This is a genomic window from Salinivibrio kushneri, assembly GCF_005280275.1.
Lineage (GTDB): Bacteria > Pseudomonadota > Gammaproteobacteria > Enterobacterales > Vibrionaceae > Salinivibrio > Salinivibrio kushneri.
In genome coordinates this window covers 1,335,994-1,356,620 of the sequence record NZ_CP040021.1, presented here as the reverse complement: position 1 = coordinate 1,356,620, position 20,627 = coordinate 1,335,994, and the positions used below count along the sequence as shown (strand labels likewise).

Genomic DNA, 20,627 nt, shown 5'->3' with positions numbered 1-20,627 from the left:
TGAGTGACCCGCCCTCTATACCATGCCGGTAATAAGTAAACGCTGAGCGCATTTGCGACGTATTATCTAGCAAATGGCCAAACCGCGACAGTGTCTGAATAAACCAATCACAATTTCGCTCCGCAGTGAGGAGAGTGACCATGCTTAAACAACTACTGAATAAGTTAGAGTCGGCGCTGAACGCTGATATAGGACAATCGGGTCAGCAAGCGGGGCTATCCCTCCACCAAGCGATGGCGGGACTATTAAGTGAAGTGGCGATGGCCGATCACGATATCGACGAGCGCGAGAAGGCCACGAAACGTGATCGAATATGCCAGCTCCTTTCCCTGGACACCGCACAAGCTGAGCAATTGTTGGACGATGCAAGGCAACACAGTGAGCATGCGACCTCGCTGTATGAATATACGGATAAACTGCGCGATCTTGACCCACAAGCGCGGATAGCCCTAATCGAGGCGATGTGGTCGGTGGCATATGCTGACGAGAACATTGATCCGCTCGAGGAAGCGGTGATCCGTAAAACCGCCGAGCTACTTTATGTGGATCATGCCGAGTTTATTCGCGCCAAGCTTAATGTGATTGAAAACGACGACGAAAGCTAGTTTAAGATGTGCAAACTCATGACGAGGACGCGCGCATGATCACCGGGCCATTGGCGGTCGATACTTGCTCTAGCGGCGTGGCAAAAACATCTGAAAGCAGCCGATCGGTCAATACTGCCTTCGGTGGGCCAAGCGAAACAATACGCCCTTGTTGAAGCACCACCACCGTATCCGCGTGCTCAAGGGTACGGTTTAAGTCGTGATTGGCCATGATAATCGCAATCTCCTGCTCTCGCGCCAAGGCGGTTATTTCTTGATAAATCACCGCCTGTTGCGCGACATCGAGCCCAGTTGACGGCTCATCTAGCAACAGTAAACACGCATGTGGATTTAACGCTTTTGAGACTTGCAATAAAACGCCCGCCAAACGCACCCGCTGCCACTCACCGCCCGATAAGCTGTCTATTCTTCGGTGGAGCTTGTCGCTGATGGCCAAGCGAGACACCACGTCAGCGACGGCCTTGTCGCGAATCTCACCGGTTGCCAATTGCACACTATCGAGCACCAGGTTGAGGTATTCAAATACCACCATGACAAACGCGGGGCGCTGTTGTTGCATCAGGTATCCCCGCACTTGCGCCAAATCGTATCGGGTTTGTCCTGATACCGGTTGCCCTTGCAGCCAAACACTCCCCGACTGCGGCACTTCCAAGCCCGACAAGAGTTCCAGTAAAGTACTTTTACCACTTCCGTTGGGGCCGATAAGGTGTACCACTTGCCCGGCCTCAACCGATAAAGATATCGGCAGCAGACGTGGTGCTAAGCTTAAGTCTTTAGCGTCAACGATCATCCCGCCCTCACCAACATCCAAATAAATAATGGCGCACCAAGCACACTGGTCACTACCCCCACCGGCAGTTCCGCTGAGGGAAGAATAAGTCGGCCAACGGTATCGGCGCTGACCAATAATAGCGCCCCTGCCAACGCAGACATGGGTAACAAGGTACGGTTACGGCTGCCGAGCCAAAGGCGTAAGTAGTGCGGAACAATGAGGCCAATAAAGCCAATAACACCCGCCACAGCCACAGACACCCCGACTAAAACGCTGATTAAGGCGATCAATTGCCAACGTAGTTGATGTGTGTCTAGCCCTAATTGCTGCGCCTGAGACTCGCCGAGCATAAGCTGGTCAAGCTTATGCCCGTATCGCCACAATAGTGCAATACAAGGTAAGGTCATTGTCAGTATACCCACATGCTCCAATCGCATGCCGGACAGCGATCCCATTAACCAAACCATTAATTGGCGCAAATTAAAGTCAGTGCTGAAGTAAAACGCCAAGGTGACGCCTGCCCCCGCTAAAATGCTAAGCGCAACACCGACCAATAAAATGCGAGCCGTCGCTAGAGCGCGACGGGCTAATATCACTAATATGAAGGTAAACAAGCTCGCGCCCAACATGGCAGCGACGGCCATACTGCCACTCGACGCCCAAGCCGGGGCGAGCAACAACAGTAAGACCACGGCGATGCTTGCGCCGCCGGAAATGCCTAAGACACCTGGCTCCGCCAGTGGGTTACCCAATAGCACTTGTAAACTTGCCCCAGCCATCGCCAGTGAGGCGCCTATCATCACACTGACTAGCACACGAGGGAGGCGAAGTTGTAGGAGTAACTGCTGCTCTAATGTTGAGCCGGGCGCAAAAGGATTGATCCATATTTCGCCCACACTCAGTGCAAGCCCACACACCAACAAAAGCAAAGCCGAGAAAGTAAGTAACGCGCGCCGCCAACGGCTCTGTTGGCGGGCGGTAAGTTCTGACACTCGCATGCGTCATCCATTAAACCAATACTGCGACGCACTTTACCGACTGATTCCCCGCTTGAAAAGCGCTACGCCGAGGCTTTTTGTGGTGCGTGCACATAGATCGGTTGATTGACAGTGGGCTCAAAGGGGGTGGCGAGTAACCCAGCCCGATGACCAACGTGGACATTGGCATTGGGAAAGATCACCACTTCTCCCTCATGCTCGGCATAGATTTCTTGTCCCTGGTCGGTGGCCAATAATGCCCCCTGCTCGAACGGTGTAAAGTTTTTAGCCGACGAGGGAAAAGTGAGCGCGAACTGATCGGTGTGCTTGGTCAAGGTTCGCGTCACACGGTAAAAGCGCATCGGCGCTAATTCAGTCGGTAATGTGGCGGCTTTGAGTAAGCCTCGTAAGGTGCGATCAAGCGGCTCGTACTCACGCATATCATTTTCAAACAATGGCGCGACCCGGCCCATTTCTAAGGTGGCAGCCAGCGCACCGTGGTGGTTGGCGCTATACCAACTAAAGGTGGGTGATGGCGATTGGGAAAGGACAGTGGCATCCATTTTGGCGTCATTGAGTAATGCGGCCATTGGACGTACATCTCTCGCGGTCGGCGTGGTGGGGATCACACCAAACATATAATGATAGGACTCACGAATCGCACTGTGTAAGTCGAGGTGCCAACGAGTCATATCGTCTGGCTGGGCGGCAAAGAAGTCGCTCACGGCTGTTTGCAATTGGTTAGCAAGATAGTGCTCTTCATTCTTTTCTTCATTCCAGCCACCAAATAGACGATTAAGGTTATTTTCAATAAAGCGAGTGTGCGCTTTAATCGCTTCGGCATGACCAATAATCAGTAATAGCGGCACATTGGGGATAAATTGCTCTGACAAGATATCGGCGAGTAGCCGGTCAATAAGCTCGATGGGCGCGGTTTCGTCACCATGAATACCTGATGACAATACGACGCAACGTGAAACCTTGGCGACATCGGGCTGTATCGAAATAATACCGGGGGCACTGTGATTGAAGGTAAGCGAGCCCACTCGCCATGAGTCTGGCGTAAAGGCATGGGGGGCGGTGAGTGCGGCATCAATAAAGGCACCTGGGCGTGCTGTCAGCATAATGCTTCCTTTTATTACAACTAGACAACAAAACGTTACAGCGAGATAACCAATAAACCCAGTGTTTTCCCCTCACAATGTGATCATGTATAGACAAATTAAAAAGCCGTGGCGCATCGGCACACGGCTTTCTAGTGTGGTATCGTCACCACTGTCGGGGTCACGCAGCGTTATTGTTCAACGTCTGCGTTTTCAACTCGCGCTTTGAGTTTCTGGCCAGGTCGAAATGTCACGACGCGGCGCGCAGTGATCGGAATATCTTCCCCTGTTTTGGGATTTCGACCGGGACGTTCATTCTTGTCTCGCAAGTCGAAGTTACCAAACCCTGATAACTTGACCTGTTCGCCACTTTCGAGCGCTTTCCGAACTTCTTCGAAAAACACCTCGACTGTCTCCTTGGCGTCCCGTTTGCTAATCCCGATATTTTCAAACAGGTTCTCAGCCAAATCGGCCTTAGTGAGCGCCATAGGTTTTTCCCTCAAGAATTGTTGAACACATATGCAATACCGCAGTATCGACACCACCATTCTACACTTGACCCATACGTCTTTAGCCCTTGTATTTTAGGGATATTTGCAGGCCAGCTCAAAACAAGTGTATGCCAACTGGCTGATTTGCGCCAACTTTTTTACATTAAAAAATCACGAGCAATGTCCAAAAAATTGACCTTTTAAACCAAGGTGTTACAAGCGTTTTCTTAACCAGCATAGGTCATAGACTACTAAGCTGCTTAATATTAGGCTTTTTTATCAATATTTGAACACTTACTCATCAAATATAGTGAATTTATTTAGTTTTTCAAATGGATAGATGTTAGGCCATTTAGGCATAAAAAAAGCAGCGTTTCCGCTGCTTTTTGGGATGACGTTAGCTTAATCACGCAAGGTAACGCCTAATTTCTCTGATAAATGGCTAACAACACCAGACACGGCATCATTGATATCGGCTTCCTCAAGCGTGCGCGCATCAGATTGCAAGGTCAGTGCGATTGCCAAGCTCTTCTTGCCCTCTTCCACACCTTTGCCAGTGTAAAGGTCGAAAAGCTGTGCGTCCTTAAGCAATGGGTTGCCGCTTTGCAAACACGCGTCTACCACATCGCCCGACGCAAGCGATTGATCGGCAATCACCGCAATATCACGGCGGTTGGCAGGGAATTTCGACAGCCCTGCCGCTTCGGGAATAAAGCGTTCGTCAATGGCTTGCCACTCCAGCTCAAACACCACCGTTCGGCCATTTAAGCCAAACTCACGCTCAAGCTCAGGGTGCAAGGTACCAATATGACCCACTACTTTGCCGTCAAACTCGATCGCGGCAGTTTGACCTGGGTGCATGGCAGGATGGGATGCTGACACGAAACGGAAGTCTTTCAACTTACCGGTGAGTTCCAGTACCGCTTCTAGGTCGCCTTTCAAATCAAAAAAGTCGACGGTTGCGCTTGCCAGATCCCAATGCTCTTCATTGCCAGGGCCTGCAATCACACCCGCAAGCATGCTCTCTTGGCGAATGCTCGATTGACGAACGGTCCCACCGGTGTCACCTTCCGGGGTAAAGCGTAAGCCGAATTCAAACAAGCGCACACGAGGCTGCTGACGTTTTTGGTTATAGGCCACCGTGTTTAAAAGCCCAGGAAGCAAGCTCAGCCGCATGGCTGACATGTCCGCAGAGATTGGGCTTGGCAGGATCAGTGGCTCAACATCGGGAACAATCAGCGCTTGCTGTTTAGGTTCAACAAAGCTGTAGGTAATCGCCTCGTGGAAGCCACGGTCAACCAATAAATCGCGGACACGTTTCAGTGGCATCGCTGCCTCTTTGTATTCGCGCATAGCCAGTGCCGCTGTAGGCGCACGGGTTGGAATGTTGTCGTAACCATAAATACGCCCGACTTCCTCAATCAAATCCTGCTCAATGGCAATATCAAAACGCCAGCTAGGTGCCGTTGCTTGCCAGCCCTTCTCCGTTTCTGTTACCGCACACCCTAGACGGGACAAAATAGCTTGTACATCACTGTTATCGATAGAATGACCCAATAGACCATCTAACTTCTCACGACGGAGGGTGACAGTGTCACGAGTTGGCAGTGTTTCTGCCGACTCAGCGGTAACAATCTCTCCCGCTTCACCACCACAAATCGCTAATAGCAGTTCAGTCGCCCGCTCCATCGCCGCTGCTTGTAAAGCTGGGTCGACGCCACGCTCAAAACGGTGAGAGGAATCTGTATGTAGCCCATAGCTACGTGCACGGCCGCGGATCACATCAGGGGCAAAAAACGCCGATTCGAGTAAGATATCTTGCGTGTCGGTGGTGACGCCAGAGTATTGCCCGCCAAAAATTCCGGCCATCGCCAAGGCTTTTTTCTCATCCGCGATCACCAATGTCTGAGCGTTAAGGGTTGCTTCGTTGCCATCCAGCAGTGTGAGGGTTTCACCCTCTTCTGCCATACGCACCACAATGCCACCCTCAAGCTTGCTAAGATCAAAGGCATGCATCGGCTGACCTTGCTCAAGCATCACATAGTTAGTGACATCCACCACAGGGTCGATAGCGCGAATGCCACTGCGGCGCAATTTCTCTTGCATCCACAGCGGGGTCTGGGCATTAAGATCCACATTTTTTACCACACGCCCTAAATAACGTGGGCACGCTTTTGGCGCATCAATACGCACGGATACCTTATCTTCAATGCTGGCAGCGACCGGAGTGATGGTTGGCTCGGTGACATCGGCGCGGTTCAATACGCCGACTTCACGCGCCAAACCACGCAGGCTCAAGCAATCAGCACGGTTCGGGGTTAAGTCGACATCGATGGTGACGTCGTTTAGTGCGAGGTACTCACGAATGTCGGTTCCAATTGGCGCGTCGGCAGGCAGCTCGATAATGCCGTCTGATTCCACATCAATACCCAGCTCGGTAAATGAGCACAGCATACCGAAGGACGGTTGACCACGCAGCTTCGCTTTTTTGATTTTGAAGTCACCGGGTAATACGGCGCCCACCATCGCGACCGCGACTTTCAAGCCTTGACGACAGTTAGGTGCCCCACAAACGATATCAAGCAATTCATCGTCGCCGACATTGATTTTGGTCACACGCAGTTTGTCTGCATCTGGGTGTTGGCCACACTCAACGACTTCACCCACAACGACACCGCTAAAGTCGCCAGCAACGGGTGCAATTTCATCGACTTCAAGGCCGGCCATGGTGATCTGATGGGCCAGCGCGTCGGTGTCGTTTGCTGGATTTACCCACTCTCTCAACCAAGATTCACTGAATTTCATTATTACCTTGCCCCACTGATTACTTAAATTGTTTCAAAAAGCGCAGATCGTTCTCAAAGAACGCACGGAGATCATTCACGCCATAACGCAACATAGTCAGGCGCTCTACGCCAATACCAAAGGCAAAGCCTTGATATTCCTCTGGATCGATATTCACCGCACGTAGTACATTCGGGTGAACCATGCCGCAGCCTAAGATCTCCAGCCATTTTCCGCCTTTGCGGCGCACATCAACTTCGGCAGAAGGCTCAGTGAATGGGAAGTAAGAGGGACGGAAACGCACTTCTAGATCTTCCTCGAAAAAGTTGCGTAAGAAGTCATTGAGGATCCCTTTGAGATCAGCAAAGGTGATGTCTTTATCGACCAATAACCCTTCCACTTGGTGGAACATCGGGGTATGCGTTTGGTCGTAGTCATTACGATAAACGCGACCGGGGGCAATAATACGGAATGGAGGTTTACCCGCTTCCATGGTACGGATCTGCACGCCAGAGGTGTGCGTACGCAACATCAAATCAGGGTTAAAGAAGAAAGTATCGTGGTCGGTACGCGCAGGATGATCAGGGGCGATATTCAGCGCATCAAAGTTATGAAAACCATCTTCAATCTCTGGCCCGGACGCAACAGAGAAACCCAACTCACCGAAAAATTGCTCAATACGTTCAATGGTACGCGTCACGGGGTGAATACCACCGTTTTCAATACGACGGCCCGGCAAGCTTACGTCAATGGTTTCTGCGGCAAGCTTCGCTTCCAACTCGGCGCGCTCAAGTGCGTTTTTACGCTCAGCAATCGCTTGTTGTACGGTTTGCTTGGCTTGGTTAATCGTTTGACCCGCTTCGCGGCGCTCTTCCGGTGGCAGTTTGCCCAACGCCTGTAATTGTGCGGTTAGCTCGCCTTTCTTTCCTAGGAATTTAACCCGGACTTCATCCAATGCAGCCACAGAGGCGGCATCGGCCACCGCACTGGTTGCATTCGCAAGAATTTCTTCTAATTGTTGCATTGTTTCCTCGTCGACCCGTTGGGCAGTCCAAATCAGGTAGGTGCGTGACAATACCTGCTGACATCATGGTTTCACCCATTGTCTGAGCAAACTGACAGAGTCGTCTCAATAATACGCCTCAATGCCAATTGACTGAGAGAACAGGTAATAAATTGACCTTACATACTAATTAATGCCACGACTAATGCCAAACGCTAAACAGCATTTACGCTATTTTTCCTCGCCATCCGGTCACGTGTGGCGTCATTTTGATGGCAGATTGGTCATTCAGCGCGTTAATGCGGTAAAAATCGAGCCTGTTAGCGCTGATTGAATAACTCGCTAAGCATTGTTTGATATTCTAGCGTCTATATTGATTGCCGAACGAGCTTGTGTGGCAACAACCCAGTTGGTCCGCGCTCGCGTTTGCCGAATAATTTGTTTACCGAATACTTGGAGCCAGTATGCAAGACACCAGTCGCCCTTTACGTGTGTTTGTTTCGACGTCCACTCACCCTTGGTTCAATCTGGCCGTGGAAGACACCATATTTCGTACCATGTCGGCACAGCAGAACGTCCTGTTCCTCTGGCGTAATGACAATACGGTGGTCATTGGACGCGGCCAAAACCCATGGCGCGAGTGTAATACGCGCAAAATGGAGCAAGATGCTGTGGTGTTGGCGAGACGCCAAAGCGGTGGAGGCGCGGTATTTCATGACTTGGGCAACACCAATTTTACCTTTATGGCAGGTAAGCCGGGCTATGATAAGTCAGTGTCCACCCAAATCGTCCTTGATGCGCTGAAAACGCTCGGGATCAGTGCCTCAGCCAGTGGCCGAAATGATCTCACCATGGACACGCCCGAAGGCCCAAGAAAAGTATCGGGCTCTGCCTACAAAGAGGCCAAAGATCGCGGCTTTCACCACGGTACGCTCTTGATTAATGCCAACTTGTCGCGACTGGGTGACTACCTCAACCCTGATCCTAAAAAACTACAAGCTAAGGGGATTTCATCTGTGCGTGCGCGCGTGGCCAATATCGCTGACTTTGTCCCAGACATTGATCACCAACGCGTGTGTGACGCAATTAAAACCGCCTTTTTCCGCCATTACGGCCATACCACTGAGGTTGAGTATATTTCCCCCAACGCCAAGCCCGATGTCGAAGGGTTTGACGCTATTTATGAAAAACAGTGCAGTTGGGCATGGAATTTCGGTAACAGCCCGCAGTTCATGCATACCTTTGATGTGCGTTTTGAATGGGGAGGGGTTGAGCTGCATTTGGATGTGAAAAATGGAGAAATCATCGATTGCCAGTTATTCACTGACAGTTTAACGCCAGGACCGCTAGAAACCCTGGCCAATCAATTGATCGGACAAGCCTACCATCCAGAAAAACTTTACCAGTTTGTGATGAGCTGGGCTGATGCCGATCAAAGTCACCAAGTTATGTACGAAGATATAGCCCTGTGGTTACGTCAAGCCATCGCCTGATCGCTGAACACCTCTAAAGTGACCTCTATCACATAATCCCCTCTCCTTTGATCCCACGCAAAGACGTTAACGCCTGTCACGTCACTATAGGTGGCAGGTCTACTTTGGTTATATATCCCACAAATAACAGATGGAATATTATTATCCACGCGCAAGCGACTTGAATAATAGTTTTTAATTTTGGTAAAAAACCATTACGCTAGTTTTACATATTTTGTTACAAAATACAGGAGGCCATTTTACAAAGGCGTTAAGGCCAACACCCTGCACCCGGCTAGCCCCATGCAGACCCAACAATCATTCAACGAATAATTAGATAGTTATGGAAAACCAAAAAACAATACTTGGTCACCCTCGGGGACTGTTCTTACTTTTTGGCACTGAGCTTTGGGAGCGCTTTTCCTACTACGCCATGCGTGCCATCCTCGTCCTTTACTTGACCGATCAAACCATTAACGGTGGTTTAGGCTGGTCAACCAAAGACGCACTCGAACTTTATGGCTACTACACTGGCCTCGTCTATATCACGCCACTGATTGGTGGCTGGATTGCCGATAACTTTATTGGCCAACGTCGCGCTGTCGTTGTCGGTGGTGCACTGATGGCAATTGGACAATTCACCTTAGCTTTCCCTGCTCAACAATACGGTTTAGACATTGTTCATACGCTATACGCCGGTCTCGCGTTGCTCATCACCGGTTGTGGCCTGTTAAAACCCAACATTTCGACGATGGTCGGTGACCTTTATGATGAAGGCGATCATCGTCGTGATGGTGCGTTTACCATCTTTTATATGGGCATCAACATTGGCTCATTGTTAGCAGGCTTCGTCTCTGGCTCTGTGACCAGCGCTTACGGCTGGCAATATGGCTTCTTTGCCGCCGGTGTGGGTATGGTGTTCAGCTTGCTGATCCAGCTAACCATGGCCAATTCTTGGTTAGGTGAAATAGGCCGAGTCCCAGCCGCACAGCAAGCGCGAGACGCCAATCACTCCAAGACCAATGCCCCACTGACTAAGCAAGAAATCGATCGCCTTAAAGTCATCTTATTGATGGGTTTGTTCGTGATCATTTTCTGGGCTGGCTTTGAACAAGCTGGCGGGTTGATGAATATTTACACCCAGGAGTACACGGATCGCATGGTGGGTGGGTTTGAAATCCCAGCGGCTTGGTTCCAGTCACTCAACCCTTTCTTCATCATTGTTTGTGCCCCTATAGCGGCATCATTGTGGGTGCGCCTGGGTTCTAAAGAGCCTAGCTCACCGGTCAAATTTGCCATGGCGTTATTTATGCTGGCGCTTGGCTTTTTGTGCATGATCGGGGCCGTGTTAGAGCAAGGCGGCGACACCGCAGTGAAGACGTCGATGTTTTGGCTAGTGGGCGCGTTCTTCTTCCACACGTTAGGCGAACTTTGCCTCTCTCCAATTGGATTATCGCTGGTCACCAAACTCGCACCACTGCGTTTGGCCTCTCTAATGATGGGCGCCTGGTTTGGCTTCAACGCGATTGCCAACTATGTGGCGGGCATCATTGGCTCACATGTCGGTGATTATGGCGCCTTGGCGATCTTCGGTGGTATCGCGGCAACCGCTGCGATTTCCGGTGTGATCTTACTCGCGCTATCCGGCACGCTGATTCGTTGGATGCACGGTGCTGAGTCTGGTGCCACACCCAGTGAAGACATCGAACAACAACAAGTACAAGTGGCGTAACCCCACTTCACCACTGAAAAAGAGGCCGTTTGGCCTCTTTTTTGGTTGCGCTGATTTTTGCTAGGTCTTACTTAAATCTAACTTTCCGCCAAATACGGTCACTGCTTGGCCTTGTAGCAACACATGCTCGTTGGTAAGCGTCATCTTGATATGCCCACCGCGCGCGGACACTTGATAACCGATAAGCTGCTTTTTACTCAATGCTTGTGACCAATACGCTGCCAGCGCGCAATGCGCCGAACCCGTCACGGGATCTTCATTCACCCCTACCCAAGGGGCGAAGTAGCGAGAGACAATATCGACCGTGTTATCAGAGCTTGCTGCAGTCACCACCACGCCACGTCCAGGCTGCGTAGTTAGCGCAGCAAAATCAGGAGACAGCGCTTTTACATCGTCTTCAGTATTAACCACCAATAGCTCTTTTTCGCCAAAGCAATAACTCGCGCGGATAACAGAGCCATGTATACCTAAACCTTCTAGCCGCAATGGATTTGGCGTTACCTCTACCAGCTCTGGAACAGGAAATGCCATCGCGATCCCCTCGCGTTGTATCGTCACCTCAAGCGGTCCAGACTGGGTATAAAAAGTGACATTGTCACCCATGTTAACATCACCGCGCTCAGCTAAAATATGTGCTGTTGCAAGCGTGCCATGACCGCAGAGTGCGACTTCTACTCTCGGTGTAAACCAGCGTAAGGACATGGTATCTAAGGCAAGAAACGCCGTTTCAGAGACAGTCATTTCCTCGGCAATGGATAACATAGTTGCTTCATCCAACATGGACGTCGAGATACACACCCCTGCCGGGTTTCCTTGAAACAATGACGCGCTAAAGGCATCAACCTGATAAATATCAACAATCATGATTTCATTCCAAGCCGGCGACGCAGCGAATGATAGATTTCCACGATAAAAGTCGTAAAGCCAACGGTAGGATCGTGCTGAATGTAATCCTCGATTGCATTGAGATTAATCTGGCGGAATTTTTCAATCGCAGTCTCCGCACAATCAGCAACAATCACATCTCCTTCGATGATCAACCCCTGCTCTAACAATGCTTCTTTTTCGGCTAGGTAGTTGGGGGATTCCTTGATCAAGTAAGTAAACTGGTCACAATTGTTAGGCTGACAAAAAAAGACGTATTGGTTCATCGTATATCCTTATCGTTTTTTAGGTGGTAAGCGACGCGACACCACTGCTGAGAAAAAGGCAGAAAATCTTGATTAGGAAAAAAGCGCTTTGCAGCAACATTATTATGTAAGTACACCTGCTCTAGCGGCCAAATATGGTGATCCGCATACATACCCCAAGCTCTGGCTCCATCATCTATTAGCTCCTCGGCAGTCAGTGGTAATTGCGACGTATAGCCACTAATAAAGGCACTTGATAGCAGAGGATCCATTTGAAACATATATGCACATGCCCGAATCACATCATAGGCACGTGGCATATTCTGCAATAAATCCCAATCAATCAGCCCTGACACTGCATTATGCCTATCGAAAAAGAGGTTAGCCTGATGGTAGTCGCCGTGGATTAGCTGACGCTGAGTGACTATCTTATATTGGTGCTCACTGTTGTTATTCGCTAAGTACTCTTGCTGTTGTTCAGCACGCCGCATTGCCCAGTAGCTGTCATCACTGGTAGGTGCTTGACGAATTTGTTTAATGATCGTTTCTAGTTTGCGTAACCAAACCTCTTTTTCCCAACTAAGGGTAATAGTTGGAAAGGCGCTACCATCATGCTGAACTAGCGCGCTATGCACTAGTGCGAGAGCAAAACCCGCCGATTGAGCCTGAACTGACGAGAGTTTGCTCACGGATTTTCCATGAGCAGCAGAGTACAAAGCGTAAGATGCACCATTAAATTTGATCAACGTTAGCGCTTTTTCCGTGAAGCAAGGGGCAATCACAAATGGCAGCTGGGTTGCTAGCGAGCGCTGAATCTGATGAGACTGTAAGATTTGCGCGTCCGTTAACGTTTGATAACCGCGTAAAAAGTAAGTGTGTCTAGCATGGACCTTGTACGTAACATTCACTGCCCCGCATTCGATTTCTTCAATAGACGAGCACTGACCGATGTAAGGCCAATGCATTAACAGTCTATGTAAATCTTTAGTATTGATGAGTGGCCCCCCTAGCGCCAAGAACCTGTTGTTAACGGCGCGCTTTCACTGCTTCTGCATACAACGCTTTTACTCCATTTCCTAGAACTTCGATTTGAACATCCTCAAACATCGCCGCATCAAGATAATGCTGTGTTCTTTTAGGGGTGAGCTTAATCGCACCGGCAGGCTTGCTACCGTACATTTTGATATAACGATATATGAGCCCAAACTGCTGGAAGAACCCCATACTGTATTGAGTCATACTCATCACAATCAATCGGCCACCAGGTTTTAATACTCGCTTTGCTTCAAGTAATGCTGCATGTCGACAGGGAATGATGTGCAAAAGGTTAGCCATCAAGACTGTATCAAACTGATCATCTGAATATGGTAACTGCGTACAATTAGCGACATCTGCGTGGACATTTGCATGACCTTGAAAACGCTGCTTTGTGGTTTCGACCATTTTCTCTGATAAATCAGTCGCTAGGATCGATGTAGCATTATGGAGAAGGCTGCTCGTATACGTACCATTTCCACAACCAAGCTCAAGTACTACCCCGAGGTTCTGTAATCCAGCAAGCCTCTATTTGACTGTGTCTATAATGGCCTGCCCAACAACGTAGGTATTTCTCTGCTCGAAGCTATCAGAAAATGCTTCCCACTTATTTACAGTTATCATGCTATTATCCTTCTAACTAAGGCCGGAGGCAGATGAAGATTTAATAGCTCAACAAAGCATCAGTGACACTGTGCCTGCTTAAAGTGCGAAGGCATTATGCATCTTATTATGTAAGCAATATAACACGATATTTTAGTTAAATGGTATAATGCACCACTCACTTTCATATGCACAAAGTGCAATTATCTAGACACCAACAAATAACAAAAAAGGAGAGCCGAAGCTCTCCTTTCTCAGCAATTCTTTACTGTAAAAATTACAGTGAAGCTTTCGCTTTTTCTACCAGCACAGAGAATGCTGCTTTGTCATATACCGCGATATCGGCAAGGATCTTACGATCGATTTCGATCGATGCCTTTTTAAGACCGTTAATCAGACGGCTGTATGACATACCGTTTTGGCGAGCCGCAGCGTTGATACGTGCGATCCACAGTTGACGGAATTGGCGTTTCTTGTTGCGACGGTCACGGTAAGCATATTGACCTGCTTTCGTTACCGCCTGAAAAGCTACGCGGTATACGCGTGAACGCGCACCATAGTAACCTTTCGCTTGCTTCATTACACTCTTGTGACGTGCACGAGCTTGTACACCACGTTTTACGCGAGCCATTGTCTCTCTCCTAAACTAAATAATAAAACTAAAAACTTATGCGTATGGCAGCATGCGAGCAACTTGCGCGTTTTCACACGCAGGAAGAACCGCATTTGGACGAAGCTGACGCTTGTTCTTAGTAGTACGTTTAGTCAAGATATGACGCTTGGTTGCACGCTTGTACTTGAAGCCACCAGCCGTTTTTTTGAAACGCTTAGCAGCACCTTTGTTGGATTTCATCTTAGACATGATGAATAACTCCGCATTGTGTTAATAACATAGCAATTTGGCGAACAAAGCGGCTGCACCCAGCAGGCGCAGCCGCTTGTTACTTGGAAGCCAGAATTACTTCTTCTTTGGGGCCAGAACCATGATCATCTGACGGCCTTCGATGCGTGAAGGGAAGCTTTCTACTGAAGCAATTTCAGCAGTGTCTTCTTTCAAGCGGTTCAGCACGTCAACACCGATGCTTTGGTGCGCCATTTCGCGACCGCGGAATCGGATAGTGACCTTGACCTTGTTGCCCTCTTCAATGAAGCGAACCAGGTTGCGTAGTTTTACCTGATAGTCGCCTACATCTGTGCCAGGACGGAATTTAACTTCCTTAACCTGAATAGTCTTTTGTTTTTTCTTCTGCTCTTTCGCAGCTTTACTCTTCTCGTAAAGGAATTTGCCGTAATCCATGATACGACAAACCGGCGGCTCAGCGTTCGGACTGATCTCTACCAAGTCAAGAGTCGCCTCTTCTGCTTTGGCGAGTGCTTCGTCAAATGGGACAATCCCCACTTGTTCACCGTCGGCGTCAGTCAGACGGACTTCCTTAACACCACGAATTTCGTTGTTTAGACGATGAGCGTTTTTCTTTGCCGGGGCTTTTCTTGCGCCTTTAATACCTTATTCCTCCACAATATTGAGTGTTCGATCTTGCACTTCTTGCTGCAACTGCGCTAAGAAGTCATCAATCTTAATTTTACCCAAATCTTTACCTTTACGGGTCCGTATTGCGACTTCGCCAGCTTCCATTTCCTGGTCACCACAAACCAACATATACGGAACACGCTTCAAAGTGTGTTCGCGGATTTTAAAGCCAATCTTCTCGTTTCTCAAGTCCGCAGAGGCTCTAAATCCAGCTTTTTGCAGTTTTTTCGCAATCTCTTGCGCGTAACCTGCTTGTTTATCCGTGATATTCATCACAACCGCTTGTTGTGGTGATAACCACGCTGGGAAGTGTCCCGCGTATTCTTCGATAAGAATCCCGATGAAACGTTCCAACGAGCCCAAAATAGCGCGGTGAATCATAACCGGCGTATGGCGTTCGTTGTCTTCCCCTACATAGGTCGCGCTTAAGCGCTCGGGCAACGCGAAATCAAGTTGTACTGTACCACACTGCCAAGCGCGATCGAGACAATCATGTAGCGTAAACTCAATCTTAGGTCCGTAGAATGCACCTTCACCCTCTTGAATTTCAAATGGAATATCCATTGCCGTTAGGGCTTCATTCAAGGCTTGCTCGGCTTTATCCCACATCTCGTCAGAGCCGACACGTGTTTCAGGACGTGTCGACAGCTTGACTTCAATGTTGTTAAAGCCAAAAGTCTGATACGTCTCATAGACTATCTCGATACACGCGCTGACTTCTTCTTGTACCTGTTCTGGGGTACAGAAGATATGCGCATCGTCTTGAGTAAAGCCACGAACACGCATCAAGCCATGCAGCGCACCAGAGGGCTCATTACGGTGGCAGCTACCAAATTCCGCCATACGCAACGGTAGGTCACGGTAAGACTTCAGACCTTGGTTAAAGATCTGAACATGACCGGGGCAGTTCATCGGCTTAAGGGCGTATTCACGGTTCTCAGAATTCGTCGTGAACATGTAGTCCGCATACTTATCCCAGTGGCCCGAGCGCTCCCAAAGCACGCGATCCATGATCAGCGGCCCTTTGACCTCCTGGTAATCATACTCAGTCAACTTGTCGCGGATAAACTGCTCAAGTTCACGGAAAATAGTCCAGCCGTTATGGTGCCAAAATACCATCCCAGGTGCTTCTTGCTGCATATGGTACAGGTCAAGTTGCTTACCCAGCTTACGGTGATCGCGCTTCGCGGCTTCTTCGAGACGCACTAAGTGCGCTTTAAGTTGCTTTTTATCCGCAAACGCCGTGCCATAGATTCGCTGCAACATTTTGTTGTCGCTATTGCCACGCCAGTAAGCACCCGCCACATTCAGGACTTTGAAGTTCTGACAAAAGCTCATGTTTGGCACGTGTGGGCCACGACACATATCAACGTATTCTTCGTGGTGGTACAAGCCCGGACGGTCGTCACGTGATACATTCTCATCCAAGATTTCCATCTTGTATGATTCACCACGCGCTTCAAACGTGTCGCGCGCCTCTTGCCAGCTGACGTTTTTCTTCACGACCTGATATTTGGTTTTCGCCAACTCTTTCATACGCTTTTCAATGGCGTCCAGGTCATCCTGGGTGAGCGAGCGATCCATGTCTATGTCGTAGTAGAAACCGTTGTCGATGGTTGGACCAATCGCCATCTTAGTGTCAGGGAAAAGCTGCTTAATCGCATGACCTAAAAGGTGCGCACAAGAGTGGCGAATGATTTCTAACCCGTCTTCATCTTTCGCGGTAATGATTTCCAGTTGCGCGTCGTGCTCGATAAGATCACACGCGTCAACACGCTCACCATTTACACGGCCGGCAATGCAGGCTTTGGCAAGGCCTGGGCCAATATCGTTGGCAACATCATAAGTCGAAACAGGGTGGTCAAAAGAACGCTGACTGCCGTCAGGGAGAGTAATTAGAGGCATTGATAACAATCCTTCTCAGTGGTGCCACACACCAAGTGGCACATGAAGTGTATTTTGGCGATTAGTAAGTAACCGCACAGTGCGAGTAGAATGACGATTATGAAGATCCCGCATTTGTGATGCAAGTCATCCCAATAATAATTTCTACGCGAGAATCAGCGTGATAAACAATCAAGTTTTCTATCATTCACTTGATTTTACATGAAACTTCATTAACCCTGATTTGTATACACAATTTTGACAAGGAAACCGTATGGCCAATGCGCCCCGTTATCAACAAATCAAAGCCTATATTGAAGAAAAAATTGAGACACGGGTTTGGCCGGTTGGTACGCGTATCCCCACCGAGTACGAACTGTGCGACCTATTCAATGTTAGCCGGATGACGGTCAATAAGGCGGTTCGTGACTTGGTGACTGATGGGTTACTTGAACGCACGCCGCGGCTAGGCACGTTTGTTACTGAACCCAAAGCGGAATCACCGTTGATGGACATTCGCAATATTGCCGATGAAGTCACTGCACGCGGTCAGCACTATCACAGCGTCATCCATGCATTGAAACGCCTCTCTGCGCCCGTTGATGTGGCAATGCGCTTGGGTGTGATGTTAGGCACCGACGTCTACTACAGCGAAATTGTCCACTACGGTGATGAGATACCGCTCCAGCTCGAGCAGCGCTGGGTGAACCCGGCGCTTGCGCCTGCCTATCTGGAACAAGACTTCAACCAGACCACCCCCAATGAGTACTTGTCTTCAGTATGCCCGGTTAACACCATTGAGCATAGTGTCGAAGCGATTAATCCATCAGCAGCAGTCAAAGAGGCATTGGCGATGAAGTCTGATGAGCCCTGCCTTTTACTCCACCGCCGCACCTGGAGTCAGCAAACGCTGGTCAGCGCCGCATTACTCTACCATCCTGGTTCACGTTATAAGCTAACATCACGTACAGACAGATAGCCTAGCGTCTCGTTAGGCGATGCTTGTTGGATGAATACCTCTCAGCGCTAAATCAAGGTTTACAACAATTGCGTCAATCCGGCCGCGTCAATCCGGCCGCTATGATGAACGGGTTCAGACTTTAAAGTGGGCCTTTATGATTAAGGCTCATCCTCCCCTTCTACGTTAAACGTCTCGCTTCTCGCCGAAAAACGATCGAGCCGATCACAAAACCTTTACAACCCCTCTTGTGCTCGCGCCCTTATTTGTCTATACATTTGTATAGACATTTATAAAGCAGTAAGGTATTCGCCATGAAGAAGGTATTTACCGACGCAAATGTGGTCAGTATGGCGAGCGATATTCGTGACAGTACTGGCTACCAGTGCCAACCCAATACAGCGATCGCCGTCGAGAACGGCAAAATTGTTGCGGTAGGACAGCAAGCCAAGCAGCTCGATTGGCCTACGCAGTCGTTAAAAGGGTGTCTCGTCACCCCGGGACTGATCGACAGTCATACCCACCTCGTGTTTGCAGGTAACCGCGCCGGTGAATTCGAGCAGCGCCTCAACGGTGTGCCCTATCAAACCATTGCAAAACAAGGTGGGGGGATTTTATCGACCGTGAATGCTACCCGTGCGGCCAGCGAAGAGACATTACTGGCGCTTGCTCTCCCTCGGGCAGAGGCGTTAATGCGTGACGGTGTCACAACAATCGAAGTCAAATCAGGCTATGGGCTTACCCTCGAAGACGAGCTCAAAATGCTGCGTGTAGCAAGAGCCATTGAACAGCACTTGCCTATCAAGATCTCAACGACTTTGTTAGCGGCGCATGCATTACCGCCTGAGTATCAACACGATGCCGACCATTATATTGATTATATTTGTCACTCGGTGATCCCCGCCGCGGCAGAACAGCAACTGGCTGACGCCGTAGACGTCTTTTGTGAAAAAATAGCCTTTAGCGTCGACCAAGCAGAAAAAGTCTATGCCGCAGCCAATGCGCATGGATTAAAGATTAAAGCGCACACCGAACAGCTCAGCGATCTCGGTGGCAGTGTGGCAGCCGCAAAAGCAGGCGCCTTGTCGGTGGATCATATTGAATACTTATCAGAAGCCGACGCTCAGCTTTTGGCAGAGTGCGGCACAGTTGCGACCTTGCTTCCTGGTGCGTTTTACTTTCTCCGTGAAACTCAACTCCCTCCGATTCAAGCATTGCGTGACAACCAAGTACCCATGGCACTCGCGACGGACTTTAACCCAGGAACGTCACCCTTTGCCTCGTTAACCCTGATGATGAACATGGCCTCAACCTTTTTTAAATTGACGCCTAAAGAGAACCTCTACGGTGTCACCCGCCATGCTGCACAAGCCATGGGGCTAGACAACAAAGGGCAAATCGCTGTCGGATTTGATGCGGATTTGGCGGTTTGGCATTGCCAATCCCCGGCTGAGCTTAGTTACATGGTGGGCACTGCGCCACTGGCTGGGCGCATCGTTGGCGGAACATGGTATGACAACCAGGGGAGCCGCTGATGAAACACTTACCGGCTGATATGACGCTGTGGCAAGGGCGTGTTGACCCAGAGGACGGCGAGCGCGGACGACGCTTGCACCAAACGGTGACCTCGTACACGTCTTCTTGTGAACAAGGCGGCGTAGTGATCTACGGTTTTGCTTGCGATGAAGGTGTCGCCCGCAACAAAGGTCGTCAAGGTGCGGCACTGGCACCGGATACCATTCGGCAGGCATTAGCGAACTTTGCCTGGCACAACGCCCCTGCCCTCTATGATGGTGGCAATATCGTCTGTGATGACACCGACCTCGTTCTTGCACAGCAAGGGCTAAGTCAACACATTCACCAAACACTATCACAGCATAATGTTCTGGTGCTGGGGGGCGGACATGAAACCGCGTGGGCCAGTTTTCAAGGTTTATCCGGCTACTTGTCACGTCATGTCTCATCCCAGAAGGCACCCAAGATTGGCATCATTAATTTTGATGCGCACTTTGACTTGCGTACGCCACAAGGGATCAGCGAAGCCGGCAGCTCAGGCACACCCTTCGCGCAGATCGCCCAGCTTTGTCAGCAAAAAGGCTGGCCATTTCACTACGCCTGCTTAGGCGTAAGCCAAACCAGCAACACCCAGGCACTATTTGATAAAGCCGATCAACTTGGATGCTGGGTAGAAGACGATACTGAGATGCATGTGGCGGCTATCCCCGCGCTGAAGGCGAAATTAAGCGAATTTATCCAAGGGTGTGATTACTTATACCTCACGCTTGATATGGATGTTTTTCCCGCTAGTGCCGCGCCGGGTGTGAGCGCGCCAGGGACAATCGGCGTGCCAGTACAGGTCATTGAACCACTGATTCAGTTTATTTTTGGTGAAGCCGACCGACAAGGTGTTCGTGTCCCCGTGTTCGACATCACTGAAGTTAATCCCAACTACGACCGCGACCAGCAAACCAGTCGATTAGCGGCTCGCATGGCTTGGACCATGCTACACGCGACGTCGCACCACATTGATTCACAAGGAGAGTAACC

Annotated in this window: 19 protein-coding genes and 1 pseudogene; 6 read left to right on the top strand and 14 right to left on the bottom strand. The window is 49.7% G+C overall.

Annotation, left to right across the window (positions count from 1 at the left end; translation table 11 throughout):
• Positions 1-140 precede the first annotated feature (140 nt).
• A complete protein-coding gene (locus FCN78_RS06530) occupies positions 141-605 on the top strand; it encodes a tellurite resistance TerB family protein (RefSeq protein WP_069362387.1) in 465 nt (154 codons plus the stop codon).
• A 16-nt stretch (positions 606-621) separates the two neighbouring features.
• Here the strand turns inward: FCN78_RS06530 and btuD are convergent, their stop codons facing one another.
• From btuD to pheS, 6 genes are all read right to left on the bottom strand, one after another.
• Entirely contained in the window at positions 622-1,395 is a 774-nt protein-coding gene (gene btuD, locus FCN78_RS06525; protein WP_106407157.1) for a vitamin B12 ABC transporter ATP-binding protein BtuD, read from the bottom strand.
• Positions 1,392-2,375, bottom strand: a complete 984-nt coding sequence (gene btuC / locus FCN78_RS06520) for a vitamin B12 ABC transporter permease BtuC (RefSeq protein ID WP_077459491.1) — start codon at positions 2,373-2,375, stop codon at positions 1,392-1,394. Before btuC ends, btuD begins: the two co-directional genes overlap by 4 nt.
• Before the next feature lie 62 nt (positions 2,376-2,437).
• Positions 2,438-3,478, bottom strand: coding sequence for a succinylglutamate desuccinylase (locus FCN78_RS06515; RefSeq protein ID WP_077658628.1), 1,041 nt, complete (start codon positions 3,476-3,478; stop codon positions 2,438-2,440).
• Positions 3,479-3,648: 170 nt separating this feature from the next.
• The gene (gene ihfA / locus FCN78_RS06510; protein ID WP_069362384.1) at positions 3,649-3,945 is read right to left on the bottom strand and encodes an integration host factor subunit alpha; all 297 of its coding nucleotides are present in this window, start codon (positions 3,943-3,945) and stop codon (positions 3,649-3,651) included.
• Positions 3,946-4,350: 405 nt separating this feature from the next.
• Complete coding sequence (pheT, locus tag FCN78_RS06505) at positions 4,351-6,753, bottom strand: phenylalanine--tRNA ligase subunit beta (protein WP_077658627.1); 2,403 nt, start codon at positions 6,751-6,753, stop codon at positions 4,351-4,353.
• A gap of 19 nt (positions 6,754-6,772) precedes the next feature.
• Positions 6,773-7,756, bottom strand: coding sequence for a phenylalanine--tRNA ligase subunit alpha (gene pheS / locus FCN78_RS06500; RefSeq protein ID WP_069362382.1), 984 nt, complete (start codon positions 7,754-7,756; stop codon positions 6,773-6,775).
• A gap of 443 nt (positions 7,757-8,199) precedes the next feature.
• On the opposite strand from pheS, the gene FCN78_RS06495 reads away from it, so the two are divergent.
• Positions 8,200-9,228: a lipoate--protein ligase gene (locus FCN78_RS06495; protein ID WP_077658626.1), complete on the top strand. Its 1,029-nt coding sequence runs from the start codon at positions 8,200-8,202 to the stop codon at positions 9,226-9,228.
• 322 nt (positions 9,229-9,550) lie between these two features.
• The gene (locus FCN78_RS06490) at positions 9,551-10,939 is read left to right on the top strand and encodes a peptide MFS transporter (protein ID WP_077658625.1); all 1,389 of its coding nucleotides are present in this window, start codon (positions 9,551-9,553) and stop codon (positions 10,937-10,939) included.
• 60 nt (positions 10,940-10,999) lie between these two features.
• Here FCN78_RS06490 and FCN78_RS06485 read toward each other — a convergent pair whose 3' ends face one another.
• From FCN78_RS06485 to thrS, 8 genes and pseudogenes are all read right to left on the bottom strand, one after another.
• Positions 11,000-11,803, bottom strand: a complete 804-nt coding sequence (locus FCN78_RS06485) for a PhzF family phenazine biosynthesis protein (RefSeq protein WP_077658624.1) — start codon at positions 11,801-11,803, stop codon at positions 11,000-11,002.
• A complete protein-coding gene (locus FCN78_RS06480) occupies positions 11,800-12,090 on the bottom strand; it encodes a hypothetical protein (protein WP_077658623.1) in 291 nt (96 codons plus the stop codon). Before FCN78_RS06480 ends, FCN78_RS06485 begins: the two co-directional genes overlap by 4 nt.
• Positions 12,087-13,034 carry a phosphotransferase gene (locus tag FCN78_RS06475; protein WP_077658622.1) on the bottom strand — a complete coding sequence of 316 codons (948 nt, stop codon included), beginning with the start codon at positions 13,032-13,034 and terminating at the stop codon, positions 12,087-12,089. Before FCN78_RS06475 ends, FCN78_RS06480 begins: the two co-directional genes overlap by 4 nt.
• Positions 13,035-13,095: 61 nt before the next feature.
• Positions 13,096-13,608, bottom strand: a pseudogene (locus FCN78_RS06470) (class I SAM-dependent methyltransferase); the annotation flags it as partial.
• Positions 13,609-13,984: 376 nt separating this feature from the next.
• On the bottom strand, positions 13,985-14,338 hold the full coding sequence (gene rplT, locus FCN78_RS06465) for a 50S ribosomal protein L20 (RefSeq protein WP_025673305.1): 354 nt from the start codon (positions 14,336-14,338) through the stop codon (positions 13,985-13,987).
• A 36-nt stretch (positions 14,339-14,374) separates the two neighbouring features.
• Entirely contained in the window at positions 14,375-14,569 is a 195-nt protein-coding gene (gene rpmI, locus FCN78_RS06460) for a 50S ribosomal protein L35 (protein ID WP_025673304.1), read from the bottom strand.
• Positions 14,570-14,665: 96 nt separating this feature from the next.
• Entirely contained in the window at positions 14,666-15,211 is a 546-nt protein-coding gene (gene infC, locus FCN78_RS06455; protein ID WP_077459463.1) for a translation initiation factor IF-3, read from the bottom strand.
• Between the two features lie 3 nt (positions 15,212-15,214).
• Positions 15,215-17,143 (bottom strand): threonine--tRNA ligase, encoded by a 1,929-nt coding sequence (gene thrS / locus FCN78_RS06450; RefSeq protein ID WP_077658620.1) that lies wholly within the window; start codon positions 17,141-17,143, stop codon positions 15,215-15,217.
• Positions 17,144-17,396: 253 nt separating this feature from the next.
• Here thrS and hutC point away from each other — a divergent pair, with 253 nt between their 5' ends.
• The 3 genes from hutC to hutG all read left to right on the top strand — a co-directional run bounded on the left by hutC (position 17,397) and on the right by hutG (position 20,625).
• Positions 17,397-18,101 (top strand): histidine utilization repressor, encoded by a 705-nt coding sequence (hutC, locus tag FCN78_RS06445; RefSeq protein ID WP_046073262.1) that lies wholly within the window; start codon positions 17,397-17,399, stop codon positions 18,099-18,101.
• 293 nt (positions 18,102-18,394) lie between these two features.
• Positions 18,395-19,615, top strand: a complete 1,221-nt coding sequence (gene hutI, locus FCN78_RS06440) for an imidazolonepropionase (RefSeq protein ID WP_077658619.1) — start codon at positions 18,395-18,397, stop codon at positions 19,613-19,615.
• The gene (gene hutG / locus FCN78_RS06435) at positions 19,615-20,625 is read left to right on the top strand and encodes a formimidoylglutamase (RefSeq protein WP_077658618.1); all 1,011 of its coding nucleotides are present in this window, start codon (positions 19,615-19,617) and stop codon (positions 20,623-20,625) included. The genes hutI and hutG overlap by 1 nt, the downstream gene beginning before the upstream one ends.
• Positions 20,626-20,627 lie beyond the last annotated feature (2 nt).

Coding starts and splice junctions, on each gene's coding strand:
- ihfA (WP_069362384.1), bottom strand. CDS start 3,945: ATGGCGCTCACTAAGGCCGATTTGGCTGAGAACCTGTTTGAAAATATC.
- FCN78_RS06515 (WP_077658628.1), bottom strand. CDS start 3,478: ATGCTGACAGCACGCCCAGGTGCCTTTATTGATGCCGCACTCACCGCC.
- rpmI (WP_025673304.1), bottom strand. CDS start 14,569: ATGTCTAAGATGAAATCCAACAAAGGTGCTGCTAAGCGTTTCAAAAAA.
- thrS (WP_077658620.1), bottom strand. CDS start 17,143: ATGCCTCTAATTACTCTCCCTGACGGCAGTCAGCGTTCTTTTGACCAC.
- FCN78_RS06480 (WP_077658623.1), bottom strand. CDS start 12,090: ATGAACCAATACGTCTTTTTTTGTCAGCCTAACAATTGTGACCAGTTT.
- hutG (WP_077658618.1), top strand. CDS start 19,615: ATGAAACACTTACCGGCTGATATGACGCTGTGGCAAGGGCGTGTTGAC.
- FCN78_RS06495 (WP_077658626.1), top strand. CDS start 8,200: ATGCAAGACACCAGTCGCCCTTTACGTGTGTTTGTTTCGACGTCCACT.
- rplT (WP_025673305.1), bottom strand. CDS start 14,338: ATGGCTCGCGTAAAACGTGGTGTACAAGCTCGTGCACGTCACAAGAGT.
- FCN78_RS06485 (WP_077658624.1), bottom strand. CDS start 11,803: ATGATTGTTGATATTTATCAGGTTGATGCCTTTAGCGCGTCATTGTTT.
- btuC (WP_077459491.1), bottom strand. CDS start 2,375: ATGCGAGTGTCAGAACTTACCGCCCGCCAACAGAGCCGTTGGCGGCGC.
- FCN78_RS06530 (WP_069362387.1), top strand. CDS start 141: ATGCTTAAACAACTACTGAATAAGTTAGAGTCGGCGCTGAACGCTGAT.
- btuD (WP_106407157.1), bottom strand. CDS start 1,395: ATGATCGTTGACGCTAAAGACTTAAGCTTAGCACCACGTCTGCTGCCG.
- pheS (WP_069362382.1), bottom strand. CDS start 7,756: ATGCAACAATTAGAAGAAATTCTTGCGAATGCAACCAGTGCGGTGGCC.
- FCN78_RS06475 (WP_077658622.1), bottom strand. CDS start 13,034: ATGCATTGGCCTTACATCGGTCAGTGCTCGTCTATTGAAGAAATCGAA.
- pheT (WP_077658627.1), bottom strand. CDS start 6,753: ATGAAATTCAGTGAATCTTGGTTGAGAGAGTGGGTAAATCCAGCAAAC.
- hutI (WP_077658619.1), top strand. CDS start 18,395: ATGAAGAAGGTATTTACCGACGCAAATGTGGTCAGTATGGCGAGCGAT.
- FCN78_RS06490 (WP_077658625.1), top strand. CDS start 9,551: ATGGAAAACCAAAAAACAATACTTGGTCACCCTCGGGGACTGTTCTTA.
- hutC (WP_046073262.1), top strand. CDS start 17,397: ATGGCCAATGCGCCCCGTTATCAACAAATCAAAGCCTATATTGAAGAA.